The following is a 26845-nucleotide window of genomic DNA, read 5'->3' on the forward strand; positions in this document are numbered from 1 at the left end:
AAACAGAAACAGAAACAGAAACAGAAACAGAAACAGAAACAGATTTAGATGCAGGGTTAGCTAAAACTAAAAAGTCATGGTCACAACGTTGGAATGCCTTTCTAGCAAATTTTCGGCGTGTCGATGAGGATTTTTTTGATGATTTAGAAGAAACGCTTATTAAGGCCGACGTGGGGGCCGAAACTGCTTTTCAATTGACGGATGAATTACGTGATGAGGTTAAGCTACAAAATGCTAAATCTAAAGAAGAAGTCTCAAAAGTCGTTCTTGATAAATTAGTTGAACATTATGAGCAGCAAGGGGTTAACGAAGATGCAACAATGCATTTTGCCAAAAGTGGCCCTACGGTAATTTTGTTTGTCGGGGTGAATGGGGTTGGAAAGACGACTACCATTGGTAAATTAGCAGCACGCTATAAACAAGAAGGCAAGAAAGTTTTATTGGCAGCTGCGGATACGTTCCGAGCAGGAGCCACCCAACAATTGCAAGTTTGGGGTGAACGTGATGGGATTGAAGTAATTGCCGGACCGGCAGGCTCTGATCCTGCATCAGTCGTTTATGATGGGGTGCAAGCAGCGATTAAGCAGCAAGCCGATATCTTATTTGTCGATACTGCTGGCCGTCTGCAAAATAACCAAAACTTGATGCAAGAGTTGTCAAAAATGAAACGCATCATTGAACGTGAATTACCTGAACAACCCATGGAAGTTCTATTGGTATTAGATTCAACAACAGGACAAAACGCCATTCAACAAGCGAAGTTGTTTAAAGATTCAACAGATGTGACTGGAATCGTGTTAACTAAGTTAGATGGAACCGCTAAAGGTGGAATTATTTTGCCCATTCGAAATGAACTACACTTACCTGTGAAGTGGATTGGCTTAGGTGAACAAGTGGGTGATTTACAACCATTTAATGCCAAAGATTTTGCCCAAAGTCTCTTTGGGCAGCTATTGGGGTCGTAATGGAATTAGAAAAGACTAATCGCTTAAATATTTTATTTGCGTCCTATCGCGCTTTGTTAACTAAAAAGCAGGATGCTTACTTGTCGCTATATTATGAAGAGGATAATTCATTGGGTGAAATCGCTGAAGAATTTAATGTTTCGCGGCAAGCCGTTTATGATAATTTAAAGCGCAGCACCCAAGCACTAGAAAATTACGAAGCAAAATTACACATTTATCAAAATTATTTGGAACGCCAAACGACCTTGACGGCTTTGCAAGCATATGTTGCGCAAAATTATAGTCAAGACCAAACGTTAAATAATTTGGTACGTGGTTTGGCCGTTCAAGAGGAGGAAAACTAATGGCATTTGAAGGATTAACGGAACGTTTGCAATCAGCCCTAAGTGGGTTACGTCGTAAAGGTAAGGTAACTGACGCCGACTTACGGGATACGATGCGTGAGATTCGGATGGCTTTGTTAGAAGCCGACGTTGACTATTCCGTTGTGAAAAAATTTGTACGTGAAGTTCGGGAAAAGGCAGCAGGACAAAAAGTCTTAGAAGGTTTGAATCCAGAACAACAAATCGTTAAAATCGTGAATGAAGAGTTAACGATGATGATGGGGGACGAAGCGGTTCCTTTGAATCAATCAAAGAAGATTCCAACGATTATTATGATGGTCGGGTTGCAAGGAGCCGGTAAAACGACGACGGCCGGTAAATTAGCCTTAAAGTTAAAGCAAGAGCAAAATGCGCGACCTTTGATGATTGCAGCCGATATTTATCGTCCGGCCGCCATTGACCAATTAGAAACGTTGGGACAACAAATTGACGTACCGGTATTTTCAATGGGGACGGATGTTGATCCACGTGAAATTGTTAAGCAAGGTTTAGCCAAAGCCGACGAACTTAAGGCTGATTATGTCTTTATTGATGCGGCTGGACGCTTGCAAATTGATGAAGCCCTGATGCAAGAATTAGCTGATATTAAGGCGATTGCTACTCCAGATGAAATTTTGTTGGTTGTTGATGCAATGACGGGACAAAATGCCACAGAAACTGCTCAAGGATTTAATGATCGGCTCGGGATTACCGGAGTTGTATTGACAAAGTTAGATGGTGATACCCGTGGCGGAGCGGCGTTGTCAATTCGTGAAGTAACGCAAAAGCCAATTAAATTCGTTGGACAAGGGGAAAAGATGACCGATTTGGATGTCTTTTATCCTGAACGAATGGCTTCACGAATTTTGGGAATGGGTGACTTGATGACCCTGATTGAAAAAGCCCAAAAAGACGTTGACGAAAAAAAGGCAGCTGAACAAGCCGAAAAGATGCGTCAAAACACATTTGATTTTAATGATTTTATTGATCAAATGGATCAGGTCCAAAATATGGGACCGATGGAAGATTTATTAAAAATGATTCCAGGCGTTGCAAATAATCCAGCTTTGAAAAATATTCAAATGGATGACAAGCAAATGGACCATATGCGTGCAATCGTCTTATCGATGACACCCGCCGAACGAGAAAATCCCGATTTGATTAATCCTTCACGGCGCCGGCGTTTAGCAGCTGGGGCAGGTCGGCCAATTGTTGAGGTTAATCGGATGATTAAGCAATTTAATCAGATGAAGAGTATGATGAGTAAGGCTATGAATGGTAATACCGGACAAATGGAGCAAATGATGAGTGCGCTACAAGGGCAAGGTGGTATGCCTACCGGAATGCCAGGAATGCCAAAATCAGGTGGAAATATTGGTAACAAGGTCCAACAAATGGCGATGAAGCGGATGGCACGACAAATTCAAAAGAATAAAAAGAAGCGCCGGAAATAAATTTATAAAGTGTAAAGGAAAAATACTTTACACTTATCAGAGATTCTGTTATTATACTAAGAGTAGATTAATTCTGGAGGAATATATTAACATGGCAGTTAAAATTCGTTTAAAGCGGATGGGATCAAAGAAGCGCCCATTCTATCGTGTCGTTGTTGCAGATTCACGTTCACCACGTGACGGACGTTTCATTGAAAACGTTGGAACTTATAACCCATTGGTTGAACCAGCTGAGGTTAAGTTGAACGAAGAATCAATCATGAACTGGTTGAATAATGGTGCTCAACCTTCTGATACAGTAAAGAACTTGTTGTCAGAAGCTGGTATCATGAAGAAGTACCACGAAGCAAAGTTCTCAAAGTAATTTGAGATTTAATTAAAGAGGTTGGGCTAGTTTCCATAACTAGTTCAATCTCTTTTTGTTTATCCATAATTAAAAAGCAGCCTGTTTCTTAGAAATAGGCTGCTTCATGATTGATTGTTGATTTATAAATTAGGCATGACTTGATGACCTAATTTAAAGGTGTAGTGATATAAGAAGAAGTTAAATAAGACCAAAACTCCAAAGAAAATCATCGCGTGCTGGGTTCCTGATTGCATTACCGCAGCGGCATTATTTCCATGACCAGAAGCTAGAAAGCTTGAAGCAATGACGGTTCCAATTGAACCACCAAATTGTTGTAAGGTATTAAAAATGGCATTGGCATCCGCTTCCTTTTCTGGACCGATAATAGTTAAGGCGTAGGTCATGGTGTTCGGTAATGCCATATTAACCCCAATTTCAAAGAGGAGATAATAGACCACAATCATGATTGGCGATAACTTTAAGCTAAAGACCGCAAAGAGAACAATTGCCAAAAAGAAAAGTGAATTTCCTGTTAAAATCGGCTTTTTAGCACCAAGGCTATCATACATCCGTCCCCAGACAGGATTTAGTAATCCTGAAATTAAACTTCCAGGTAGCAGAATGAGCCCACCAATCATGGCGGTAGAATGAGCGGCAATTTGGGCATAATTAGGTAGAATAAAATTAACACTAATATTTGTAAATTGAATAATTACGTACGCAATTAAGCCAAGCGTTAAAATCGGATTTTTAAAAATAGAAATATCGATTAAGACACGCGTTGAATGGTTAGATACTTTAATAAATAAGAAAAGGGCCATTGCAGTAATGATTAAACTAATACCTAAGCGTAAGTTGAGCCAACCAAATTGACTGACGGTGTTAAAGCCTAAGGTTAAACTAATAAAGGTAATCGCTAGAAGAATCAAACGGAACCAGTCAAATTTCTGTTGGATGAGCGGGGTAATTTGTTCAATTGAAAAACCTAGAAAGAAGATGATAATCATTAATGGGAGCACAACCCAGAAAATATAACGCCAACTGGTGAAGTTAACAATTAGTCCCCCAAAAGTAGGCCCTAAAGCCGGCGCCATTGAAACAATTAAGCCACCTAAGCCCATGAAGAAACCACGCTTTTGAATGGGTGCTCGTTCTAAAATAATATTAAATAGTAAGGGTAATACAATTCCCGTTCCAATTGCTTGGATGAGCCGTCCTATTAAAAGAACAATAAAGCCAGGCGCTAAGGCGCATGCTAGGTCTCCGATAATTGAAAAGACTACACCAGCCATGAAAATATGGCGTTCTTTAAAACGGCCTTTAATATAAGAAGAACAAACGATGATAAGTGAGACGACCAAGAGGTAGCCGGTGGTGACCCATTGCACCATGGACATATCAACATGAAATTGTTGAATTAAAGTTGGAAACGTTACGTTCATAGAAGTTTCAATTAAAACGCCAATAAATGCCATCATGGCTGCGGCGATGATGGATAGCATGTCGCGTGTGGACATTTTTGTAGTATGATTCATTGTTTAGCGCATCCTTTCTAAGTTCAGGGCTGTTTTGGATAATAATTCTTTAATAATTGTTGTTTCTTCTGCGGTTAGTTCGGTAAAAGTGTGCTCAAAAATAGTCGCCGTGATTTTATGTAATTCAGGGCGCAGAGCTGTACCACGTGAAGTTAAAAAAAGGCGGTTGGTACGGTGATCGTTTTGATCAAGGCGCTTTTCGAGATAACCTAATTCGACGAGCTTTTTTACGGAACGGGTAATAGTGCTGTGATCTAAAAACATTTTGCGGGTTAAATCATCTTGGGAAGGTTCCGGATGATCAGCAATGTAAAAGATAAAAAAATAGTTACTGTCATTTAAACCGTATGGCTTAAGGGCACGATTCAGTTCAGTACGCATGAAACGACTAATGATGCCAATACTTTGAAATTGGTCATTATTGATTTTAGACTGCATATTTCCTCCTTTATGTGCATGTGCACATATTTAGCGACTTGGATTATGTTAAACTTGTTGCTTTGAAATGTCAAATTATTTTGGCTGAAAGGTTAACGTGTAGTGAGGTTGCTATTGCGTCCCCTGTTAGATTTATCTATAATTAATACATTGAATACTATAGGTGGAAAAGAGCATGACGAGTAAATATCCGACACTTGAACTCATCGGTGTAAAATTGGTACAAAACGAAAATGGACAGCGTCAACTTCCGCATCAGCCGTTAACAGATGCTGATTTTCATAGTTGGCGAATTGGTAAGCATACTAAAGGACGTGTGGGGCAGCCTGGTCAAATTTTTTTAACAGAACAAAATTTTGAAATCGTCTTAGTGGATACTAAGCCGTTAAGTTTTAAAGATCGACATACGGTGACCCCCATGGGAAGGTTTACTAAAGAACAGGTGATGCCAGAGTTAATTACCGCATTAGAACAAGAATATCAAGCAATGAAACATTAGGGGAATTAGATGGAATTATATAAAGTTGGGACGATTGTGAATACCCATGGGATTAAAGGTGAAGTACGCGTTATGGCAACGACGGACTTTCCAGCTGAACGCTTTCAAGTAGGGAATCAATTAGTGATTGCGACAAAACCATCTGTTGAGGTAGAAATTGCCAGTGTACGAAAGCATAAGCAATTTATTTTGTTAAGCTTTACACACATGCAAGATATTAATTTAGTTGAAAAATATAAAGGCTTAGATTTAATGGTATCTGACACGAAAGCACCAGCATTAGCGGATGATGAATACTTTTATCATGATTTAATTGGGCTACAAGTCGTCGATCATCAAACCCAAGCGCAGCTAGGACAAGTAAAAGAAATTTTAGAAATGCCAGCCAATGATGTGTGGGTTGTAAAAGGTGCAGGTCAAGAGTTATTGTTACCTTTTATCGAGCAGGTAGTGGTTAAAATTGATTTAGCGGCCAATGTCGCCTATGTCAACCAATTGGAGGAATGGGTCGCTGATGAGAATTGATGTATTAAGTTTATTTCCAAATATGTTTGCCCCCATGCGTGAATCAATCATTGGGAAAGCAATTGAGCGTGGACTCGTTGATTTTAACGTAACTGATTTTCGAGATTATACTGAAAATAAGCATCACAATGTGGATGATGTCATTTATGGTGGGGGCCAAGGGATGCTTTTGATGCCCCAGCCCATTTATTCCGCCATGGAACATGTTGAAGCTGAAGCTGGTGATCGTGGCCATGTGATTTTGCTTGATCCCGCGGGACGAACTTTCAACCAAACAGTTGCCGAAGAATTAGCACAAGAGGATCATCTGACATTTATTGCAGGACACTATGAAGGTTATGATGAACGGATTCGTGATTTAGTGACTGATGAAATTTCATTGGGTGACTATGTTTTAACAGGTGGCGAATTGGGGGCGATGGTTGTCATTGATGCCACGGTTCGATTGTTAAATGATGCGTTAGGGGATGAGATGTCGGCCGTTGATGATTCATTTTCCACAGGTCTACTTGAATATCCGCAGTACACGCGACCGGCTGATTTTGAAGGTAAAAAAGTGCCAGATGTTTTGTTAAGTGGACATCATGCTAATATTGCTAAGTGGCGGAAGAAAGAAGCTTTACGGCGGACATATTTACGCCGACCAGATTTGTTGGAAAATTATGGCTTTACTCCAGAAGAGCGGAAGCTAATGGCGGAATTAAAATCTGAAGAAGGGAAGTAAAATTATGGGATTACAGTCAAAACGGCAAGAGGCCATTACACAAAGCTTAAGTAATTTTATTGAATTACCAAAAGATGATCAAAATGAGCCAGCCGACTCAGCTAAATTTTTGGGCAAAAAAAGTAATGCAGACGAACAACCATTTCCTGATGAAGGTTAATTGAAAGATTAAGTGTCAGACAAAATGAAAGGACCACTGTGCTAAGCAATCTGCAGCATAGTGGTCCTTCGTATATTTATGCACTTAACTGGACTGTTTACAAAAAATATTTTATGCTATAATTAGTTTAAACTTAATGGAGAGGGGTTAGCATGGCTTCTGAACATCTTGAGCAAAAATTAGCGCTTTTACCAGACTTACCGGGATCTTATCAAATGAAGGATAAGAACGGTAAGATTATTTATGTAGGAAAAGCTAAAAATTTGAAAAATCGGGTTCGTTCATATTTTAAAAGTGAACATGATGGTAAAACAGCGGAATTGGTGCGCAACATTGCTGATTTTGATTTTATTGTTACAAGTTCAGAAAAAGAATCCCTTTTATTGGAAATTACGTTAATTCAAAAATATCAGCCGTACTATAATATTCGCTTGAAGCGGGGAACGGGATATCCATATATTAAGATTACCAATGAACGTGATCCACAAATTGAATTGGTAAGTGAAGTAAAAAAAGATGGCGGGCAGTATTTTGGACCTTATCCGAACGTATATGCTGCACAAGAAACGTTACACTTTATTCAAAAGAATTACCCATTACGACGTTGTAATGGGTATCAAGGACGCCCGTGTTTATATGCTAATATGGGTCAATGTTTAGGGGCTTGTTATCGCGAGGTGCCAGTCGCAGAATATCAAGAACAGATTAAGCAAATTCAAAGTTTTTTGGCAGGTAATACAGCTGCGGCTAATAAACTTTTGAATCAGCGGATGCAAGAAGCATCTGATCGCTTAGAGTTTGAACGGGCCGCAGATATTCGTGATCAACTGAAATTCATCGCCGAAACGGTGGAAAAACAAAAGATTATTTCAAAAGATGGAACACCTCGCGATATATTCAATTTTTATTTTGATAAAGGTTGGTTATCCGTGCAAATCTTCTTTGTGCGCCAAGCGCGATTATTGAAGCGTGAAAAGCGTCTCTTTACAATTGTGGGGACGCCCGAAGAAGAATTAGCGACGTTCATTTTGCAATTTTATAATCGCAAAAATTCCGTTTTGCCCAAAGAAATCTTAGTCCCTAAAGGGGTTGATACTTGGGCAATTAGTTCTGTTTTAAATGTCCCCGTGCGTGTGCCACAACGAGGTGAGAAACGTGCCTTATTAGATTTAGCAAGTAAAAATGCGAAAATCGTCTTAGATGAAAAGTTTCGTTTGATGGAAATGAACGAACAAAAAACGAGCGGTGCGATGCAAGAAATTGCGGACGCCTTAGGATTAGAAAAAATCTATCGGATCGAAGCCTTTGATCACTCGCATACGCAAGGACAGGAAATTGTCTCGGCGATGGTGGTATTTGAAGATGGCGTTCCCAACCGTCAAAAGTACCGCAAATATAAGATTAAAAGTGTTGACCATGCTGATGAACGTGCGGAAACGATGGAGGTCATTCGGCGTCGTTATTCACGTTTGTTAAAAGAAGGTGACACGTTGCCTGATTTGGTCTTAATTGATGGTGGTGAGATTCAACTAAATGCTGCTAAAGAAGTTTTGCAAGATGAATTAGGACTGTACGACTTACCTGTGGCGGCGATGGTGAAAAACGACCATCATCGCACGGCGGATTTATTGAAGTCTGAGGGGGAACCACACACGGAATTAGATCCAAAATCACAAGGATTTTTTTTACTGCAAAGAATTCAAGATGAAGTTCACCGCTTTGTTATTACCTTCCACCGAAATTTACGGTCAAAGTCATCATTGGGTTCTAAGCTGGACCAAATTGCGGGGATTGGTCCTAAGACGCGCCAGAAATTATTGACGAAGTATGGTTCTTTGGCGAAAATCCAAAATGCGCCGGATGAAGAATTGAAGGCGATGGGGATTTCGGCGAGAGTAATCCAAGCTTTGAAAATTTCTCTGGCAGCGATGGGCGATCAAAAACAATAAGCAATTTGGGATCAGCAGCCACAATCTCAATCAGAACGAATGAAAAATTAAATTTAATTGAATTATGGTCGCTTTCTAGGTTTAAATCGGTTACAATGAATAAGGTTATGCCATGAATAATATGGCACAGTGGCCCTTTTTGGACACTGTAGAGATAAATGGTCTAAACGGTGATTTAGACGGAAAGGTAGGATGGCGATGGCATTCGTTGACCAAGTAAAAGTATTTGTAAAGGGAGGAAAAGGTGGCGATGGTGCCGTTTCATTCCGACATGAAAAGTATATTAATATGGGAGGTCCGTTTGGTGGCGATGGTGGTCACGGTGGTTCCGTAGTCTTGGTCGTTGATGAAGGACTACGAACTTTAATGGATTTCCGGTATAAGCGACATTTTAAAGCCAGTGCTGGTGGGAATGGTGCTACTAAAGGAATGACAGGGGCATCTGCGGACGACATGGTGATTCGGGTCCCTCAAGGAACGACGGTTACAAATGCTGAAACGGGCGCCTTTATTGGCGATTTGGTTAATAAAGACGACCGATTAGTTGTAGCTGCTGGCGGTCGTGGTGGTCGTGGTAATATTCGTTTTGCTTCACCAAAAAATCCCGCCCCTGAAATTGCGGAAAATGGTGAGCCTGGGGAAGAATTAGATATTCGGCTTGAATTAAAAGTTTTGGCTGATGTTGGATTGGTCGGTTTCCCATCTGTTGGAAAGTCAACTTTACTTTCCGTTGTTACCGCGGCAAAGCCTAAGATTGCAGAGTATCAGTTTACGACTTTGGTACCGAATCTAGGGATGGTCCGTTTAAATGATGGTCGTGATTTTGTGATGGCTGATTTACCAGGATTGATTGAAGGGGCATCACAAGGGATTGGCTTAGGAATTCAATTTTTGCGGCATGTGGAACGAACACGGGTTATTTTACATGTTATTGACATGAGTGGCTTAGATCCTGAAAACGATCCATACGATAACTATCAAAAGATTAATCATGAATTGGGTGAGTATGATCCAATGTTATTGGAACGTCCGCAGATTATTGTGGCTAGCAAGATGGATATGCCAGATGCCAACGAGACATTGGCTGATTTCAAAGCTAAATTAGCAGCAGATCCTAATTTTGATGAGCAAACGCCGATTTTCCCAATTTCTGCCTTAACCCGTGAAGGATTAGAACCTTTGATGCAGAAGACAGCTGACATCTTAGATGTTACGGATCCATTTATTTCACCTGAAATGCAAACGGCTAATAATGATGAAGCATTATATGAATTCAAGGAAGATAAGCAACCATTTGAAATTGTGCGTGAAGATGAACATTATTGGATTTTGACGGGAGAAGAGTTAGAAAATCTCTTCTTGCGGACGAATACTAACTTTACTGAGTCATTGATGCGCTTCGCCCGGCAAATGCGGACGATGGGTGTCGATGATGCTTTGCGGAGAGCTGGAGCCGTGAACGGAGATACGGTTCAGATTCTTGACTTCCAATTTGAGTTTGAGGATTAGCTAGAAGCTGGTTGTGTGGGGAGGAGACGCATGGTTGAATCATACATTACAATCGCTCCAGACACTTTTACGTTCGAACAGGTTTTGAAAAAATCCAGGTTTATCGTTGATTTGAAACGGGTTAGTTCTGAAGATGAAGCACGCGATTTTATTGCTTTGATTAAAAAATTACATCCTAAAGCTAATCATCATGTTTGGGCATACACCCTAGGACCGACTATGGAAGTCCAGCGCGCTTCTGATGATGGTGAACCTAGTGGTACCGCGGCTGGTCCGATGTTAGAAGTTATTAAAAATAATGAATTACACGATATCGTTGCTGTACAAACGCGGTATTTTGGTGGCATTAAATTGGGAGCTGGTGGTCTTATTCGTGCCTATGCCGGTTCTTTAGTTCAGGCTGTGGAAGCGGCGCAGCGGGTTGAACGGATTGAGCAATTATTGGTATCGATTCAGGTGGACTATGCTCAATTGGAGTCATTACAATATTGGTTGACGGAAAATGCATATGTGACGCATGATATTTCTTATGCGGAACAAGTTACATTACAGGTGGCTGTTGATCAAAGCGCCTTTGATCAATTTGAACAAGATATTTTGGATCAAACCAAAGGACGAGCGCAGTTAAATAAACTCGCGCCTACTTGGATTGAAGTACCATATCTTAGGTCTGTTAATGGTCAAACCAAGACCCGTAGATAGTTTACTTTTCTTAAAGTAATTTAAAAAAAAGTACACAAGCATTCCTTTTAGTGGTATTTTAAAAAGTGAATGCTTTTTCTTAGCTTGGGATTCCGTTAAGGCTATTCGGATTGAATGGTTTATTTAAGCGGGCTTGGTCGTGAGAAAGTTAGTATAGTAAATATAAATTAAAAATATAAAATGTTGCATCTCAGGGCATGCTGTCCTTTTCAAACCAGTAGGGCACTTTAAAAAGACCAGGTGATGATTGAAAAGAATGCTTGTGGGAATGGACATTTAATTTGAAGAAGGTAGGCAAAACAATGGTAAACACAAATACCTACGATGAAAATGATATTACAATTTTAGAAGGCTTAGATGCTGTTCGTAAGCGGCCAGGGATGTATATCGGTTCAACTGATAGCAAAGGCTTGCATCATTTAGTTTACGAGATTTTCGATAACGCGGTCGATGAAGCTCTCGCTGGTTTTGGAGACGAAATCAAAGTCACCATTGAACCCGATAATTCAATTACGGTAGCTGATCATGGTCGTGGAATGCCTGTTGGAATGCACGCATCTGGTAAGCCTACTCCAGAGGTGATTTTAACGGTTTTACATGCTGGCGGTAAGTTTGGTCAAGGTGGTTATAAAACTTCAGGGGGGCTTCATGGAGTTGGATCATCGGTTGTTAACGCCTTATCATCGTCATTAACAGTTACGATTGTGCGGGATGGCGTCAAATATCAAGAACACTTTGTTAATGGTGGACATCCGGATGGGACATTAAATAACCTTGGTAAAACGAAGGACCACGACGGAACAATTGTAACTTTTACGCCTGATACCAAGATCTTTTCAACGACTAATTATAATTTTAGTATTCTAGCCGAACGCTTACGTGAATCAGCATTTTTGTTGAGTGGAATTAAGATTATTTTAACTGATCAGCGTGAAGGTCAAGAGCAAAGTGAAATTTATCAATATAATGATGGAATTCGTTCTTTTGTGACGTATCTTAATGAAGACAAGACGACTATGGGCGATGTTATGTACTTTGATGGCGTAGAGAAGGGCATCGAAGTGGAAGTGGCGGCTCAGTATAATGATGGCTATTCCGAGACGATGATGTCGTTTGTTAATAATGTGCGCACGCCAGGTGGCGGAACGCATGAAGCTGGATTGCGCTCGGCTTGGACGAAAGCCTTTAATGAATATGCTCGGAAAATGAATTTGTTAAAGGATAAAGATAAAAATTTAGAAGGTTCGGATGTTCGGGAAGGCCTTTCAGCAGTGATTTCGATGCGTATTCCAGAAGAACTTTTACAATTTGAAGGTCAAACGAAAGAAAAATTAGGTACGCCTGAAGCTCGTTCGATTGTCGATAATATTGTATCTGAACAATTAGGTTTCTATTTGATGGAAAATGGTAATTTTTCACAAGAACTAATTCGTAAATCATTACGGGCTCGTGAAGCCCGAGAAGCCGCTCGTAAAGCCCGAGAAGATGCACGTTCTGGAAAACGTAAGGGTAAGCAAGATCGGATTTTATCTGGTAAATTGACGCCGGCGCAGTCTAAGAATGCCAAGCGAAATGAGCTCTTCTTAGTTGAGGGTGATTCTGCCGGTGGTTCTGCTAAGCAAGGACGTGATCGAAAATTCCAAGCGATTTTACCTTTGCGAGGAAAAGTTTTAAATACCGAGAAGGCTAAATTAGCGGATATTATGAAGAATGAAGAAATTGCGACCATGATTTATACCATTGGAGCAGGGGTTGGATCGGAGTTTGAAGAGGCAGCTTCTAATTACGATAAAATTATTATTATGACCGACGCGGATGATGATGGGGCGCACATTCAAACTCTGTTATTAACGTTCTTTTATAAATATATGCGGCCTTTGATTGAAGCTGGAAAAGTTTATATTGCGCTTCCTCCTTTGTATATGTTACGTAAGGGCACTAAGAAACCCAAGATTAATTATGCTTGGACGAATGAACAGCTCGCCCAAACGGAAAAAGAGATTGGTAAAGGTTATACCCTTCAACGTTTTAAAGGTTTGGGTGAGATGAACGCTGAACAGTTATGGGACACAACCATGAACCCCAAAACTCGAACTTTGATTCGAATCATGATTGATGATGCGATGCTAGCTGAAAAGCGGGTCACAACGTTAATGGGGGATAAAGTTGATCCACGCCGTAAATGGATTGAAAATAATGTGGCGTTCTCCTTAGTGGAAGAAGAATCCATTTTGGATAAGCAACAAGAGAATGCGGAGGAAGCAATGCCGGCAATCGATGCGAATCAAGCAAGCGAACCAGTTGAAGCTACTGCGGAAGCATTAGGCTTAGATGATTTTTTCATGCCATTGGATGATGACACCCAAGCATAAAGAAAGGAAAAACAGCAATGTCAGAAGAAATAGCGCAAGGATCCATTCAAGAGCTTTCTTTAGAAGCTGTGATGGGTGATCGCTTCGGGCGATATTCAAAGTATATTATTCAAGAACGAGCTCTTCCCGATATTCGAGATGGCTTAAAGCCTGTTCAACGCCGTATTTTGTATGCCATGAATAAAGATGGCAATACTTACGATAAACAATTCCGTAAGTCGGCTAAATCAGTTGGAAATGTCATGGGTAATTTTCATCCCCATGGTGATTCATCAATTTATGAAGCGATGGTGCGGATGTCGCAAGATTGGAAATTACGAGCACCATTGATTGAGATGCATGGAAACAACGGATCAATTGATAATGACCCCGCTGCAGCCATGCGTTATACAGAAGCCCGTTTATCAAAAATTGCTGGTGAAATGCTGCGTGATCTTGAAAAAGACACGGTGGAAATGGTGCTTAATTTCGATGATACCGAGTATGAGCCAACCGTTTTGCCAGGGCATTTCCCAAACTTATTGGTAAATGGCGCAACTGGAATTTCAGCGGGATATGCGACGGAAATCCCACCGCATAATTTAGGCGAAGTTATTGAGGCTGTCGTTCATCTGTTGAGTCATCCTAAGGCAACTGTGGCTGACTTGATGCAATTTGTGCAAGGTCCAGATTTTCCGACCGGTGCGATTATTCAAGGTGCATCGGGTTTGAAAAAAGCATATGAAACCGGAAAAGGTAAAATTGTGGTTCGTTCTAAGACGGTCATTGAGCCTTTAAAGGGCGGGAAGCAATTGATTCGGATTAGTGAAATTCCATATGAAGTTAATAAAGCTGCTTTAGTGCATAAAATGGATGAAATTCGGGCGAATAAAGATGTTGCTGGGATTGTTGAAGTACGAGATGAATCTGATCGAGAAGGATTATCCATTGCGATTGAAATTGCTAAAGATGGGAATGCGGATGGCATTTTGCAATACCTCTTTAAAAAGACCGATTTACAAATTACCTATAATTTCAATACGGTAGCGATTCATAATCAACGACCGGTATTATTTAGCTTAAAGACGGCCTTAGAGGCGTTTATTGAGCATCAAAAAGAAATTATTACGAAGCGGACGAAATTTGATTTAGCTAAAGCGAAGAAACGTTTGCATGTGGTCGATGGTTTGATTAAAGCTCTCTCAATTTTAGACCAAGTAATTGCTACAATTCGTGCGTCTAAGGATCGTGCCACGGCGAAGCAAAATTTAATGGATGCGTATGAATTTACTGATATGCAGGCTGAGGCGATTGTGACTTTGCAATTATATCGTTTGAGTAATACCGACGTGACGCAATTACAAGAAGAAGCTCAACATTTAGCAGGGCAAATTAAAGCTTGGCAATTAATTTTAGATGACCCTAAAGAGTTGATCAAAGTCTTAAAGCGTGAATTAAATGCATTGAAGAAGATGTATGCTACACCAAGATTAACTGAGATTCAAGCTGAAGTGCAGGAAATTAAAATTGATCAAAGTGTGACGGTTGCGGATGAAGATGTGATGGTGCTTGTTTCACAAGCAGGTTATGTGAAGCGCGCTTCTTTGCGTTCATACAAGGCTTCCGGGGATGAGGATGGCCTGCGTGAAGATGACATGAGCGTCTTTAGTCACAAGCTTAATACGATGCAGCATGTGTTTATGTTTACCAATTATGGAAACGTCATCTATCGGCCAGTCCATGAATTACCAGAGGTAAAGTGGAAAGATGCGGGAGAGCATCTGTCACAAACGGTCACTGATTTACGGCCAGAAGAGCAAATTATTCAGGTTAAAGTGGTGGATGATTTAGACAAGCTGATGGGACATTGGGTGATTGGGACAAGCGAAGGAACCATTAAACAAGTGGCTTTTGCAACTTTGCAACCACGCTCTAATTACCGGAAGCGGGCAATGCCATTGGTTAAGTTTAAAAACCAAGGTGTTCTAGTGCTTTTGCAGTATGTCTTGGAAAATGATGTAAATCAGGCTGAAGTGCTTTTAATTTCAAATCAAGCGCAAGGCTTGCGATTTAATTTGACGGATGTACCGGTGCAAGGTAATCGAACCACAGGTGTTAAGGCGATGAACTTACAAAATGATGATTATCTCATTGGTGGAGGTGTCATTACACAACCAGCTTCTGAGATGCTTATTCATTTAGTTTCAAATCGGGGCGCCTATAAGCGAATGGTTGTTGCTGATATTCCAAGTACCTCGCGGGCTAAGAAGGGTGTGGCAGTGATGCGTGAATTAAAGAAAGATGCACATCGGATTGTATCCGCTCAAGTGTTACCACAAAAAGCGGCGATGCAATTAGTGCTTCAAACGGATACGAATCAAGCTATTTTGATCCAACCAACTGACCACCCAATTAGTCAACGCTACAGTAATGGAAGCTTTGTGGTTACACCTGAGAAGCAAGGGCGACCAGTTACACTACGGGTTGAGCCAGTGAAAGATTCTGAAGCGTAGTCCTGTTGTAAAGAAAAGCATGGTAAAATAGTAGTTAAGAATTAAGAAAATGGAGTTAGAAATCATGGCAAAAAAACTTGTTTTTGGACATCAAAATCCAGATACGGATACGATTGCATCAGCAATGGGAGCAGCATATTTGTTACAAGAAGTATATCATGAGGAGACGGAAGCAGTAGCTTTAGGTGAGCCAAATGCGGAAACGCAATATGCTTTAGATTATTTTGGTCTAAGCTCATTGCGTGTGATTGAAAAGGCGGATACAAAAGAAGTCGTTTTAGTTGATCATAATGAAAAAGCCCAATCTGTCGCTAATTTAGATGATGTTGAAGTTGTGGGAGTTTATGATCACCATAAGATCGACTTTACGTCAGCCAGCCCAATTTGGTTTACGAATAAGCCCTTGGGGTCAGTCGCTACTATTTTGTATTATGAATTTCAAGCAAATCAAATTGAAATTCCAAAGGCCATTGCTGGAATGTTGGCTTCAGCGATTATCTCAGATACCCTTTTGTTAAAGAGCCCTACAACTACTAAATTGGACCAACCAGCCTTGGCTGGTCTAGCTCAAGCAGCTGGAATTGATGATTACGAAGCCTATGGAATGGACATGTTAAAAGCTGGAACTGATTTGTCACAACGGACTGCTCAAGAATTAATTGATGGGGATGCCAAATCATTTGATTTCAATGGTCATGAATTCCGGATTGGGCAAGTTAACACGGTTGATATTGAAGATACTTTGAATCGGCAGGCTGAATTTGAAGCTGCTATGCAAGCTTCAGAATATAATAATTTCTTATTTGTGATTACAGATATTTTGAATTCAAATTCAAAGGCTATCTTTGTCGGACCAGATGCAGCTGAGGTTGAAAAGGCCTTTAACGCCAAATTAGACAACAACGTCATTGACTTACCAGGAGTTGTGTCACGTAAAAAGCAAGTCGTCCCTCCTTTGACCGCTGCTTTCTAAAAATGATAATTTTCAACAGGTGAAAGTCCAGTTGATATTGAATAGAATCTAGCTCTGAAAACCTTTTTGGTTTTCAGGGTTTTTTTATCGAAAAATTTAAACGTAGAATAAATTTGAACGGTGTATATTATATGGTTGATTATGTGAATTTAAATTAAATTGGTGATTATTAAATTATTATAAGATTATGCAAAAAAACGTAGCTATAACTTAATGAAAAAGAGTATAATTATGACCCAGGAAGATAAAAAACTTTAGTAGCGAGAACTAGCAATAATCTCGCTCTAGAAAGCGAAGAGAGCAGTTACATGGAACAAAAATATCAATTCATTATTAATCCAGCAGCGCGGTCTGGGAAAAACTTAACTACTTGGCATAGCCTTCAAGAAGAGCTCCAAAAACATTCGATTAATTTTGAACAGTATATTAGTAAAAGTTCCTATGATATTACAAAATGGCTAAAGCGTTTTTTACGGGATCCTAATGAAGTTAAAACCCAAATTGTAGTTTTAGGGGGCGATGGGACTTTAAACATTGTTTTAAATTCGGTCTTACAGTATCAACCCAATATGATTCGGCCCATCGCATATATTCCAGCTGGGTCAGGTAATGATTTTGCCCGCGCGCATAGAATTGAAGTTGATCCGCTCGCGTCATTGCGTCGTATTTTACAGCAGACTCAAGATCCGCAACAAATGCCGTTCCAGGCCGACATTGGAGTTTATACAGATCAACGAAGTAGTCAGACTCGCTATTTTGTGAATAATCTCGGTATCGGGTTAGACGCGACGGTCGTTAGTTTAACGAATCATTCTTACGCTAAAGTGTGGTTGAATAAATTAGGGTTGGGAACTCTATCATACGGCGCTTTATTGGTGAAGACACTTTCGCAACAAGATAGCTTCCCAGTGAATATTAAAACTACTCATGGGACGGAGCGGATTGGTGATGCATATTTGACAACTATTTCTAATCATCAGTACTTTGGGGGTGGGGTGAATATTATGCCAGATGCGGATCCATATGACGGGAAAATTGACATGATCGTGGTTGAAAAGCCGAAAAATAAGCATCAATTTTTAAAATTACTTAAAAGTGTAGCAAAACAAAATTTAACGAATCAACCAGGCGTTCATCGTTATACGGTGGATCGTTTAGAGTTAGAAACTGAGCGTTTGGAAAATGGTCAAGCTGATGGAGAAGAATTAGGTGTGCATACTTATCACTTTGTGTTAACGACCCGACAATATGATTTTTGGTTGTAGGATACAACGAGGCATAGTAAACCGCCAAGGATTTATTCATGAATTTGTAAAAAAATGCATAAAAAAGCACGGAATTTAATTCCGTGCTTTTAATTTGCTTTTAGACGAAAATAAACATTGGCAAGATTAGTGGACGCCGTTTCGTTTGTTCAAATAAGAAACGTTGGAGGCGACTAATCACAGCATTGCGAATTGAATGTTCCGAAACATTTGGTTCGCGCATGGCTGTTAAGATTGCCTTAAATATTTCATGGCGACCTTCATTAATCAAATCTTCTGACTCACGCATATAAATGAAGCCACGCGATAGAATATCTGGACCAGCTGTAATTTCTTGATTTTTTAAATCAATCGTTGCGACTACGACCACTAGACCATCTTGAGACAGCATTTGACGGTCCTTTAAGACGGCCGTTCCGACATCACCGATTCCGCTACCATCAACATACGTATCAGCAGCTGGTATATGGTCAGCCAAGCGGGCGGTGTCTTGAGTCAAGGCAAGCACATCACCATTATCAAGAATGAAGATGTTATCCTTGGGCACATCAATATCTGCACCGAGACCAGCATGGACCCGAAGCATCCGATATTCACCGTGAACGGGCATGAAGAACTTAGGCTTCATCAAAGAAAGCATCAATTTTTGTTCTTCCTGACCACCGTGACCAGAGGTGTGAATATTATTAATTTTACCGTGAATCACGCGGGCGCCGGCTTCTTCAAGTTCATTAATAACGTGGTTAACGGAATGCGTATTCCCAGGAATTGGTGAAGACGAGAAAATTACGGTATCGTTTGGTTGAATTTTGATTTGTTTGTGTGTACCATTGGCAATCCGGGCGAGGGCTGCCATTGGTTCACCCTGTGATCCAGTTGATAGGATAAGAATCTTTTCGGGTGGAAGCTTGTTGGCTTCATGGGCATCAATAAGCATATCCTCGGGAATATCTAAGTAGCCAAGGGCTAATCCATTGCGAACTGCCGTTTCCATAGAACGACCGAAGACAGCAATCTTACGACCGTGGGCGAGGGCAGCTTCCGTTGCCATTTGGACTCGTGACATATTAGAAGCGAATGTGGCAAAAATAATACGACCATCGATGTCATCAAAGAGTTGTTCGATGGTTTTGCCAACCCAACGTTCTGATTTTGAAAATTCTGGACGTTCAGCATTGGTAGAGTCTGACATTAAGAGTAAGACCCCTTCAGAACCAATACGCGCCATCTTTTGCAAATTAGGTGGCTGATGTGTCGTAGGAGTTAGATCAAATTTAAAATCACCGGTTTCGACAATTACCCCATTAGGGGTATGTACGGCAACCCCAAATGTATCTGGAATTGAATGAGTCGTGCGGAAAAATTCCACTGACAGTGAACCAAATTCTAAGATGTCATCTTCGCCAATTTCATGTAACTCAGTTCGATTTAAGATGCCGTGCTCTTCCAACTTATTTTTAATTAACGCTGCCGCTAGAGGACCGGCGTAAACTGGGACATTCACCGCGTCTAAGAAGAAGTTAATCGCACCAATGTGATCTTCATGTCCGTGGGTAATGACTAAACCGCGTACTTTATCACGATTCTCAACTAGATAAGTGTAATCAGGGATGACATAATCAACGCCTAATAACTCGTCTTCTGGGAATTTAACACCCGCATCGATGACAACAATATCATCACCATACTGAACAGCGTATGTGTTTTTTCCAATTTCACCTAAACCACCTAAGGCGTACACTGCCACCTCATTTGGTTTAATATCAATATTCATTGGCATATTAGAACTCCGTCAACTTAAAACGCTCACCGAGGCTTTGCTTTTCATAGCTCAAAGCAGCTTCAGAAAGTTCTTCGATATGTTCAACATTGTACCCAGTGTTTGATTCAACTGCTAAGCGTGCCTCAGGTAAATTATCAGCCTCTACATAGAGCGAGTGTGTGTTTTCGCGCTTAGGGTTTTGCGTTTTAGTCATCTGGTAATATACTTTGTAAATCATTAAAAAACTCCTTTAATTTTTTTCTGAATTGAAATTAACATCAATTCGAAAGATTCTGTAACGTCATTGACTTATATTGTACCATGAAAAGCAGGAACAGAGTTTAAAATCAAGGATTTAATCAATTTCGCTAATGGCAGGAATGTCTTGTTGCGAATCTTGGTTATATTCACCACCAGGGAGTCCGGTAAATTCTTCTAGTGTAGCAATATGTTGCTGATACATTTTAGTCGCATTAGTTTTCCCAACATAGCGCATATGCCATTCTTCACCTATGTAGCCGGTTGAAGCATTGGAACCACGGGGGAAACGGATGATGAGACCAAAATTATGGGCATGCTTTTGAAGCCATTGGTACATTTGGTTATCAGTGGGTAAATCGCCGTCAGCACCAACTAAGTCAAAAGCTAATCCGGATTGATGCTCAGAGTAGCCTGGGCGTGCGGAAAAGGTATCGGCTTCGGCTTGACCATGTTGTCGAACATAATTTTGATATAAAATAGTCTGGTATTGATATGAACGATAGCCGGAGATATTATTAGAAATTTGAAAGCCTGCTTTTTGCATGGCTTGAATTAAGGCTGTCTTGGCTTGGTTAGTGGCGGGGGAAAGCCCTGATCCAGAAGGATTGTTATCCGTTGTTGAACCATTATAAGGATTATAATCCCTATTTAAGGGATGCTTTTTATTGACTACCATTAGCTCGGGTGTGATTTTAGTTTTATGCGATGGATCAGGATTAGTGGTTGACTTTTTAGCTTGGCTCGTGGACTCTGGCGTGTGAGCGTCAGTAGCATTGTTATTTTTCATGTGAGAAAACACTCCGGCAACGACGCCAATGAAGATAATCAATGTTAAAATAGGAATCAAACGTTTATTAGCCATAAATAATTCTCCAGTTTCAAGTATAATTAGTTTTTAGTATACAACGAATTACACACTTTTAAATATGTGGTAGGTGAAAATATGCATTTAGTATGGTGGTTTTTAATTATTTTAGCCGGGGTAGCTGTGTTGGTTCACCTCAATCACGTGATTGGCCGGCGCGAAACGGAAAAAAATATAATCGAGGCTCAAAAAACTGTTAATCGAGCTGTGCAAACAATTCTGGTAGCTAAAGGGTCGCAGTGGGGATTTGTGATTTCCGCTGATCAACCGGCTCGTTCAACTTTGGTTGCAAATATTTGGGGCTATAATGTAATGGCTTTTGAATTTCAAGTTTCTTACACTGAACGTAAGGCCCCACAAAAGCTCCAAGAAGCTTTGAATCAGAGTTTGCAGGTATATAGTCAAGAGGCGCATTTACCATTATTAGACGCGAATCAAACGGTTGCGCCTTTGGTCGTTACAGATGTTTGGTATGATCAGGTTAAACCGATAATTCATCTCGAGATTGCTAATGTGGTGACGTATCAGACTTTGGCGTATTTACACGACTTAAAAAAATTAAATCAACCGTTTCAAACTTAATACTTTGGTAACGTGTCAATTTAATAACTTTGCGAAAAAATATATTTGCAATCTTGCTACTTTCTTTCGTATTATATCTATAAGTAAGTTTTTTCAAATTTGGAGGCAGTCATGTATTTAATGAAAGATATTGTGCGCGATCCGGCACCGGTATTACGCACGCAAGCACAAAAGGTTACTTTCCCTTTGAGTGAAGAAGACCAACAGGCTATGAACGAAATGATGGAATATTTGGTTGTAAGTCAAGATGAAGAACAAAATGAAATTTATGATTTGCGTCCAGGTGTTGGTTTAGCGGCGCCACAAGTGGGAATTAGTAAACAGTTTTCAGCGATTTTGATTCCAGGTGAAGATGTCGAACCAGGAGATGAAGAAAAAGATGCTGAAGAAATCCCACCGTTCTTTAAGGGAGTTATTATTAATCCCGTTATTGTGCGACAATCGGTTAAACAAGGGGCACTACGGGTTGGTGAAGGTTGCTTATCAGTTGATGATGATGTGCCAGGTTATGTCAATCGGGCTTATCGTATTACGGTGAAGTATCAAGATGAAGCTGGTACTGCGCATGAATTAAAGTTGGAAGGTTATCCAGCCATTGTCTTCCAACATGAGATTGATCACTTGCACGGTGTTTTGTACTATGATCATATTCAAAATGATCCATGGGCCGAAACTGATAATACGAAATACTTGGGGTAATTATTGATGAAGTCGGATTTAAATTTTGATTATCCATTGTTGTCTGGTTGGACGACCCAAGATATTATTCAAGTGAGCCAGTTATATTCATTAGTGGCCCAGGCAAATGAAGCACAGGTTTCCCGAATTGAGTTATTAACGGCTTACCAGGCGTTTAAACAAGTCGTACCTACTAAAAGTGAAGAAAAACAATTAGATCGGCAATTTAAGGTCAGCTCAGGTTATAGTATTTATAAAACGATGCAAGCGGCCCAAGCATCAACAGCGACTAAATTTAGCGTGACACAGTAGGAAAGCCAGGTGATCATAGAATGAAGAAAACTTTTGAACAGTTGGATGACTTTGTGATCCAATTGATGCAACATGTTCGACAACAAGTTTTAGCACATTTACAACAGCCTTTGGAAGTTAAAACGAAAAGTAATTCTCGAGATCTGGTAACCAATGTTGACCGTTTAGTAGAACAATATTATGTAAAAGCCATTCGGGAATTTGATCCGATGGCTAAGATTTTAGGTGAAGAGGGCTTTGGGGATTCAATCAATTCAATGGCAGGATCAATCTGGATTGTTGATCCAATTGATGGTACGTTGAATTTCGTGAAGCAACAAAATCAATTTGCGACTATGGTAGCGTGTTTTGAAGATGGTCAACCACGGGGAGCTTGGATTTTAGATGTGATGGAAAATGAGTTATTGCATGGTTCCCCCGAATGTGGAGTTTGGCTCAATTCGGAAAAGCTAAATGCACCAGCAAATTTGAGCCTAGTGGAAAGTATCGTTTCACTGTCAGGAGCGCGGTTATTACATAATACTCCTGGTTTTCAGGCGGTAGCAGGGGCCGCTTTGGGTTATCGGGTTTATGGATCGGCAGGGATTTCCTTTATTCGTTTGGCCCGAGGTCAAGTTGGGGCCTTTATGAGTTATTTAAAACCATGGGATTTTGCGGCCGGTCAAGTTTTATGTCAGACGCTTGGGTTACAGATTACAAAGTTTGACAAGAGAGTAGATGACATGTTATCATCTAGCTTAATAGTGGCAGCGACAAAAAACGCCACCAATGATATTTTAGCACTGACAAATACGTCAATGTAACTAGTGCGTTCTAGTTAATTTGGCGTTTTATTTTGTTTAAATTGGTGTAAAATAGAAAAAAGAATTTAATGTGACGAAAACGTCAGGGAGAATAGGATTTTGGCAAAACGTGAAGATATCCGGAACATTGCAATCATTGCCCACGTCGATCACGGTAAGACGACCTTGGTTAACGAATTATTGAAGCAATCTGATACGCTAGATACGCGTGAGCAAATTGGCGATCGTGCGATGGACACAAATGACTTGGAAAAAGAACGTGGAATCACGATTTTGGCCAAGAATACTGCCGTACGGGTGGGAGATAAGCAAATTAACATTGTTGATACTCCTGGTCACGCGGACTTCGGTGGTGAAGTTGAACGAATCATGAAGATGGTTGATGGGGTTTTGTTGGTGGTTGATGCCTTTGAAGGGACTATGCCACAAACTCGTTTCGTTTTGAAGAAGGCCTTTGAACAAAACTTGACACCAATCGTTGTCTTGAACAAGGTTGATCGTCCCGGAGCGCGCCCAGAAGAGGTTGTGGATGAAGTTTTGGATTTGTTCATCGAATTGGGTGCTGAAGAGGATCAATTGGACTTCCCAGTTATTTATGCTTCAGCCATGAACGGAACATCGTCATTGGACCCTGACATTGCGACACAAGATCACACTATGAAGCCAGTCTTTGATTCAATCTTTGAAACGATTCCAGCACCTGAAGATAATTCAGATGAGCCTTTGCAATTCCAAGTAGCTTTGTTGGACTATAGTGATTTCTTAGGCCGGATTGGAGTTGGTCGGGTTTTCCGTGGAAAGATTAAGATTGGTGATAATGTCGAAGTTATGAAGCTTGACGGTTCAAAGCAATCTTTCCGGGTTACTAAGTTATTTGGATTCATTGGTTTGGATCGAGTAGAAATTCAAGAAGCGGTTGCTGGTGATTTGATTGCGGTTGCTGGAATGGATGAGATTTCTGTTGGTGAAACAGTAGTTAATCCAGAGCACCCAGAAGCTTTACCAGTTTTGCGAATTGACGAACCTACTTTGCAAATGACTTTCCGTCAAAACGACTCACCCTTTGCTGGACGTGAAGGTAAGTTTGTGACGGCGCGTCAAATTGAAGACCGGTTGCGTCGTGAATTACACACTGATGTTTCTTTGCGTGTTGAAGACACAGATGAAGCTGGAGCTTGGCTTGTTTCAGGACGTGGAGAATTGCATCTTTCAATTTTGATTGAAACAATGCGGCGTGAAGGTTTTGAATTGCAAGCTTCACGACCACAAGTTATCTATCGCGAAATTGATGGGGTTCAATCAGAACCTTACGAAAGTGTGCAAATCGATACACCGGATGAGTATGCTTCATCAGTTATTGATTCATTGAACCAACGTAAGGGTGAAATGTTGAATATGGAATCAATGGGGAACGGACAAACTCGTTTAGCATACGTTGCACCTTCACGTGGTTTGATTGGATATTCAACTGAATTCCTTTCAGCTACGCGTGGGTATGGAATTTATAACCACACCTTTGCTGACTATCGTCCAATCGTTCGCAACTGGGAACCTGGCCGTCGGAACGGAGCCTTGGTTTCAATTACGCAAGGAACTACGACTAATTATGCCATTATGGGTGTTGAAGATCGTGGACAAATGTTCGTCGGCGCTGGAGTTGAAGTGTACGAAGGTATGGTTGTTGGAATGAACGCACGTGACAATGATATTTCAGTCAATGTCACAAAGATGAAGCCACAATCAAACGTACGTTCTTCAAACAAGGATCAGACAGCTTCTATTAAGACTCCTCGTGAGATGGGGCTTGAAGCTGCATTAGAATTCTTGAATGATGACGAGTATGTCGAAGTAACACCTGAAAATGTTCGAATTCGTAAGGATATCTTGAATACTTCAGAACGTGAAAAGTCAGCTAAGCGTCGTAAGATGGCACAACAATAATTAAAAGTATTTACGATGAAACACCGTCAGAGTTATGCTGATGGTGTTTTTTTATGTTATTTGAGGATTTCGAAATTTATTTTAATAAGTGAAGTTTCTTTTTAAATAAGAAACCGTTAATGAGCGCGAGCAGACCTTAAATTGTGGTAAAATGATTTTATGTATTTATAAAATGAATTTGAAAAGTGATTGAAGAGGATAGATGCTTGCGAACAATAATCAAAAAAATTAAAAAAAACATGCTGTATTTTGATTGGTGGATTATGCTTGTGGTAATCGGCTTAATGGCCTTTGGTAGTGTTATGTCATTTTCAGCAAGTGCTGGCATCACTAATGTTTCACCGACCAGCTTTTTACAAAAACAATTATTTTTCTATGGAATTGCTTTGACGTTAATTTTAATTTGTTTCCATATTTCAAGGCATTGGGTTAAAATTTTGGGCGCTGTTTCGTGGGCTTTTTACTTAATTTCAATGGCTTTAATGTTATTAGCAGTCCTATTCCCACCCATTAATGGGGCACGTGGTTGGATTATCTTAGGACCAGTCTCAATCCAGCCGGTGGAGCTTTATAAAGTAACCATTATTTTATGGATATCCTTTGCAATGACACGGAAAAACCATACGTTAAAAGAGAACTTTATTCATTTGGGCTGGTTTAGAATTTTAATGAGTACTGTATTGTTATATACTTATCCCGATATGGGTGGAATTATTATTACATTAGGGATTTTATTTATTATTGTATTATCTTCAGGAGCAAAGGCACGGTATGCGGTTGGATCATTCGGTGCGGTGCTTGTCATTTGGTGGGCTTTAATTCCAGCGTTTGAACCTTGGTTAGAGAAGTTTGGTTATTATATGATGCAACGGTTCACAGCCTATTTGAACCCTTGGAAATATGCCCAAACAATCGGAAATCAATTAATTAATTCATACTATGCGGTTAGTAATGGGGGCTTATTTGGTCGCGGAATTGGTCGCAGTTTACAAAAAACAGGTAACTTGCCTGAGCCCAATACTGATTTTATTATGGCCGTCGTGAGTGAAGAACTAGGTGCGGTGGCGATTATGATTGTATTGGCGGCCTTATTATTTATCGTATGGCGGTTAGTTTATTTTGCATTCCAAACAGGCTATATGCGTTTCCGCTTGATTTTAGTGGGGACAGCGGCCTATATTATGTTACAAATTATTGTTAATTTAGGTGGAGTCATTGGAATCTTGCCGATTACAGGGGTTACTTTTCCCTTTATATCAGTTGGTGGATCATCGATTATCTCACTCGGGTTAGCATTGGGCTTATCATTAAACGTGATTAAACATATTCGCTTTGATAAAGCACAGCAATTATTACAAGCATAGGAGATTA

General features: G+C 40.3%; 26 protein-coding genes. 21 read left to right on the plus strand and 5 right to left on the minus strand.

Translation table 11 applies throughout. The features are described from left to right. From ftsY to rpsP, 4 genes are all read left to right on the plus strand, one after another. Positions 1-965 (plus strand): signal recognition particle-docking protein FtsY (gene ftsY / locus ACJQWY_RS00945; protein ID WP_407075879.1); only part of this gene is annotated, 965 nt, incomplete at its 5' end. Beyond that, positions 965-1309, plus strand: a complete 345-nt coding sequence (locus tag ACJQWY_RS00950; protein WP_407075880.1) for a putative DNA-binding protein — start codon at positions 965-967, stop codon at positions 1307-1309. The genes ftsY and ACJQWY_RS00950, both read left to right, overlap by 1 nt. Then, the gene (gene ffh / locus ACJQWY_RS00955) at positions 1309-2781 is read left to right on the plus strand and encodes a signal recognition particle protein (protein ID WP_407075881.1); all 1473 of its coding nucleotides are present in this window, start codon (positions 1309-1311) and stop codon (positions 2779-2781) included. The genes ACJQWY_RS00950 and ffh overlap by 1 nt, the downstream gene beginning before the upstream one ends. 91 nt (positions 2782-2872) lie before the next feature. Then, positions 2873-3145: a 30S ribosomal protein S16 gene (gene rpsP, locus ACJQWY_RS00960; protein ID WP_407075882.1), complete on the plus strand. Its 273-nt coding sequence runs from the start codon at positions 2873-2875 to the stop codon at positions 3143-3145. A 122-nt stretch (positions 3146-3267) separates the two neighbouring features. On the opposite strand, the gene ACJQWY_RS00965 is transcribed toward rpsP, so the two are convergent. Next, positions 3268-4662: a DHA2 family efflux MFS transporter permease subunit gene (locus tag ACJQWY_RS00965; RefSeq protein ID WP_407075883.1), complete on the minus strand. Its 1395-nt coding sequence runs from the start codon at positions 4660-4662 to the stop codon at positions 3268-3270. A gap of 3 nt (positions 4663-4665) precedes the next feature. After that, a complete protein-coding gene (locus tag ACJQWY_RS00970) occupies positions 4666-5100 on the minus strand; it encodes a MarR family winged helix-turn-helix transcriptional regulator (RefSeq protein WP_407075884.1) in 435 nt (144 codons plus the stop codon). A gap of 175 nt (positions 5101-5275) precedes the next feature. On the opposite strand from ACJQWY_RS00970, the gene ACJQWY_RS00975 reads away from it, so the two are divergent. The 11 genes from ACJQWY_RS00975 (at position 5276) to ACJQWY_RS01025 (ending at position 18270) form a co-directional block, all read left to right on the plus strand. Then, entirely contained in the window at positions 5276-5599 is a 324-nt protein-coding gene (locus ACJQWY_RS00975) for a DUF7671 family protein (RefSeq protein ID WP_407075885.1), read from the plus strand. Between the two features lie 9 nt (positions 5600-5608). Further along, positions 5609-6124: a ribosome maturation factor RimM gene (gene rimM / locus ACJQWY_RS00980; RefSeq protein ID WP_407075886.1), complete on the plus strand. Its 516-nt coding sequence runs from the start codon at positions 5609-5611 to the stop codon at positions 6122-6124. Beyond that, positions 6114-6848 (plus strand): tRNA (guanosine(37)-N1)-methyltransferase TrmD, encoded by a 735-nt coding sequence (trmD, locus tag ACJQWY_RS00985; RefSeq protein WP_407075887.1) that lies wholly within the window; start codon positions 6114-6116, stop codon positions 6846-6848. The genes rimM and trmD overlap by 11 nt, the downstream gene beginning before the upstream one ends. 4 nt (positions 6849-6852) lie before the next feature. Beyond that, complete coding sequence (locus tag ACJQWY_RS00990; RefSeq protein ID WP_407075888.1) at positions 6853-7008, plus strand: hypothetical protein; 156 nt, start codon at positions 6853-6855, stop codon at positions 7006-7008. Between the two features lie 152 nt (positions 7009-7160). Further along, positions 7161-8957 carry an excinuclease ABC subunit UvrC gene (uvrC, locus tag ACJQWY_RS00995; protein WP_407075889.1) on the plus strand — a complete coding sequence of 599 codons (1797 nt, stop codon included), beginning with the start codon at positions 7161-7163 and terminating at the stop codon, positions 8955-8957. Positions 8958-9155: 198 nt separating this feature from the next. Further along, the gene (obgE, locus tag ACJQWY_RS01000) at positions 9156-10466 is read left to right on the plus strand and encodes a GTPase ObgE (protein ID WP_407075920.1); all 1311 of its coding nucleotides are present in this window, start codon (positions 9156-9158) and stop codon (positions 10464-10466) included. A gap of 30 nt (positions 10467-10496) precedes the next feature. Continuing rightward, complete coding sequence (locus tag ACJQWY_RS01005; RefSeq protein WP_407075890.1) at positions 10497-11168, plus strand: YigZ family protein; 672 nt, start codon at positions 10497-10499, stop codon at positions 11166-11168. Between the two features lie 302 nt (positions 11169-11470). Further along, positions 11471-13540 (plus strand): DNA topoisomerase IV subunit B, encoded by a 2070-nt coding sequence (gene parE, locus ACJQWY_RS01010; RefSeq protein WP_407075891.1) that lies wholly within the window; start codon positions 11471-11473, stop codon positions 13538-13540. A gap of 17 nt (positions 13541-13557) precedes the next feature. Continuing rightward, complete coding sequence (gene parC / locus ACJQWY_RS01015) at positions 13558-16032, plus strand: DNA topoisomerase IV subunit A (RefSeq protein ID WP_407075892.1); 2475 nt, start codon at positions 13558-13560, stop codon at positions 16030-16032. Between the two features lie 64 nt (positions 16033-16096). Beyond that, a complete protein-coding gene (locus ACJQWY_RS01020) occupies positions 16097-17005 on the plus strand; it encodes a manganese-dependent inorganic pyrophosphatase (protein ID WP_407075893.1) in 909 nt (302 codons plus the stop codon). A 308-nt stretch (positions 17006-17313) separates the two neighbouring features. Continuing rightward, on the plus strand, positions 17314-18270 hold the full coding sequence (locus tag ACJQWY_RS01025) for a diacylglycerol/lipid kinase family protein (RefSeq protein ID WP_407075894.1): 957 nt from the start codon (positions 17314-17316) through the stop codon (positions 18268-18270). A gap of 100 nt (positions 18271-18370) precedes the next feature. Here the strand turns inward: ACJQWY_RS01025 and rnjA are convergent, their stop codons facing one another. The 3 genes from rnjA to ACJQWY_RS01040 all read right to left on the minus strand — a co-directional run bounded on the left by rnjA (position 18371) and on the right by ACJQWY_RS01040 (position 21155). Further along, the gene (rnjA, locus tag ACJQWY_RS01030) at positions 18371-20050 is read right to left on the minus strand and encodes a ribonuclease J1 (RefSeq protein ID WP_407075895.1); all 1680 of its coding nucleotides are present in this window, start codon (positions 20048-20050) and stop codon (positions 18371-18373) included. Between the two features lies 1 nt (position 20051). Continuing rightward, complete coding sequence (locus ACJQWY_RS01035; RefSeq protein WP_407075896.1) at positions 20052-20270, minus strand: DNA-directed RNA polymerase subunit epsilon; 219 nt, start codon at positions 20268-20270, stop codon at positions 20052-20054. Between the two features lie 117 nt (positions 20271-20387). Next, the gene (locus ACJQWY_RS01040) at positions 20388-21155 is read right to left on the minus strand and encodes a D-alanyl-D-alanine carboxypeptidase family protein (RefSeq protein WP_407075897.1); all 768 of its coding nucleotides are present in this window, start codon (positions 21153-21155) and stop codon (positions 20388-20390) included. Between the two features lie 81 nt (positions 21156-21236). Between ACJQWY_RS01040 and ACJQWY_RS01045 the strand changes: the two genes are divergently transcribed. The 6 genes from ACJQWY_RS01045 to ACJQWY_RS01070 all read left to right on the plus strand — a co-directional run bounded on the left by ACJQWY_RS01045 (position 21237) and on the right by ACJQWY_RS01070 (position 26838). Further along, positions 21237-21740, plus strand: a complete 504-nt coding sequence (locus tag ACJQWY_RS01045; RefSeq protein WP_407075898.1) for a hypothetical protein — start codon at positions 21237-21239, stop codon at positions 21738-21740. 111 nt (positions 21741-21851) lie between these two features. Then, positions 21852-22439, plus strand: coding sequence for a peptide deformylase (def, locus tag ACJQWY_RS01050; RefSeq protein ID WP_407075899.1), 588 nt, complete (start codon positions 21852-21854; stop codon positions 22437-22439). A 6-nt stretch (positions 22440-22445) separates the two neighbouring features. Beyond that, the gene (locus ACJQWY_RS01055) at positions 22446-22730 is read left to right on the plus strand and encodes a UPF0223 family protein (RefSeq protein WP_407075900.1); all 285 of its coding nucleotides are present in this window, start codon (positions 22446-22448) and stop codon (positions 22728-22730) included. Positions 22731-22750: 20 nt separating this feature from the next. Next, positions 22751-23533, plus strand: coding sequence for an inositol monophosphatase family protein (locus tag ACJQWY_RS01060; protein ID WP_407075901.1), 783 nt, complete (start codon positions 22751-22753; stop codon positions 23531-23533). Between the two features lie 99 nt (positions 23534-23632). Further along, on the plus strand, positions 23633-25474 hold the full coding sequence (gene typA / locus ACJQWY_RS01065) for a translational GTPase TypA (RefSeq protein ID WP_407075902.1): 1842 nt from the start codon (positions 23633-23635) through the stop codon (positions 25472-25474). Positions 25475-25680: 206 nt separating this feature from the next. Continuing rightward, positions 25681-26838: an FtsW/RodA/SpoVE family cell cycle protein gene (locus ACJQWY_RS01070; RefSeq protein ID WP_407075903.1), complete on the plus strand. Its 1158-nt coding sequence runs from the start codon at positions 25681-25683 to the stop codon at positions 26836-26838. Positions 26839-26845 lie beyond the last annotated feature (7 nt).

This window comes from Weissella kandleri (assembly GCF_045504165.1).
In the GTDB taxonomy this organism is placed as follows: Bacteria; Bacillota; Bacilli; order Lactobacillales; family Lactobacillaceae; genus Weissella; species Weissella kandleri_A.

Bases quoted from the DNA above. Each gene is read 5' to 3' on its own strand.
- ACJQWY_RS00950 (WP_407075880.1), top strand. From the start codon at position 965: ATGGAATTAGAAAAGACTAATCGCTTAAATATTTTATTTGCGTCCTAT.
- ffh (WP_407075881.1), top strand. From the start codon at position 1,309: ATGGCATTTGAAGGATTAACGGAACGTTTGCAATCAGCCCTAAGTGGG.
- rpsP (WP_407075882.1), top strand. From the start codon at position 2,873: ATGGCAGTTAAAATTCGTTTAAAGCGGATGGGATCAAAGAAGCGCCCA.
- ACJQWY_RS00965 (WP_407075883.1), bottom strand. From the start codon at position 4,662: ATGAATCATACTACAAAAATGTCCACACGCGACATGCTATCCATCATC.
- ACJQWY_RS00970 (WP_407075884.1), bottom strand. From the start codon at position 5,100: ATGCAGTCTAAAATCAATAATGACCAATTTCAAAGTATTGGCATCATT.
- ACJQWY_RS00975 (WP_407075885.1), top strand. From the start codon at position 5,276: ATGACGAGTAAATATCCGACACTTGAACTCATCGGTGTAAAATTGGTA.
- rimM (WP_407075886.1), top strand. From the start codon at position 5,609: ATGGAATTATATAAAGTTGGGACGATTGTGAATACCCATGGGATTAAA.
- trmD (WP_407075887.1), top strand. From the start codon at position 6,114: ATGAGAATTGATGTATTAAGTTTATTTCCAAATATGTTTGCCCCCATG.
- ACJQWY_RS00990 (WP_407075888.1), top strand. From the start codon at position 6,853: ATGGGATTACAGTCAAAACGGCAAGAGGCCATTACACAAAGCTTAAGT.
- uvrC (WP_407075889.1), top strand. From the start codon at position 7,161: ATGGCTTCTGAACATCTTGAGCAAAAATTAGCGCTTTTACCAGACTTA.
- obgE (WP_407075920.1), top strand. From the start codon at position 9,156: ATGGCATTCGTTGACCAAGTAAAAGTATTTGTAAAGGGAGGAAAAGGT.
- ACJQWY_RS01005 (WP_407075890.1), top strand. From the start codon at position 10,497: ATGGTTGAATCATACATTACAATCGCTCCAGACACTTTTACGTTCGAA.
- parE (WP_407075891.1), top strand. From the start codon at position 11,471: ATGGTAAACACAAATACCTACGATGAAAATGATATTACAATTTTAGAA.
- parC (WP_407075892.1), top strand. From the start codon at position 13,558: ATGTCAGAAGAAATAGCGCAAGGATCCATTCAAGAGCTTTCTTTAGAA.
- ACJQWY_RS01020 (WP_407075893.1), top strand. From the start codon at position 16,097: ATGGCAAAAAAACTTGTTTTTGGACATCAAAATCCAGATACGGATACG.
- ACJQWY_RS01025 (WP_407075894.1), top strand. From the start codon at position 17,314: ATGGAACAAAAATATCAATTCATTATTAATCCAGCAGCGCGGTCTGGG.
- rnjA (WP_407075895.1), bottom strand. From the start codon at position 20,050: ATGCCAATGAATATTGATATTAAACCAAATGAGGTGGCAGTGTACGCC.
- ACJQWY_RS01035 (WP_407075896.1), bottom strand. From the start codon at position 20,270: ATGATTTACAAAGTATATTACCAGATGACTAAAACGCAAAACCCTAAG.
- ACJQWY_RS01040 (WP_407075897.1), bottom strand. From the start codon at position 21,155: ATGGCTAATAAACGTTTGATTCCTATTTTAACATTGATTATCTTCATT.
- ACJQWY_RS01045 (WP_407075898.1), top strand. From the start codon at position 21,237: ATGCATTTAGTATGGTGGTTTTTAATTATTTTAGCCGGGGTAGCTGTG.
- def (WP_407075899.1), top strand. From the start codon at position 21,852: ATGTATTTAATGAAAGATATTGTGCGCGATCCGGCACCGGTATTACGC.
- ACJQWY_RS01055 (WP_407075900.1), top strand. From the start codon at position 22,446: ATGAAGTCGGATTTAAATTTTGATTATCCATTGTTGTCTGGTTGGACG.
- ACJQWY_RS01060 (WP_407075901.1), top strand. From the start codon at position 22,751: ATGAAGAAAACTTTTGAACAGTTGGATGACTTTGTGATCCAATTGATG.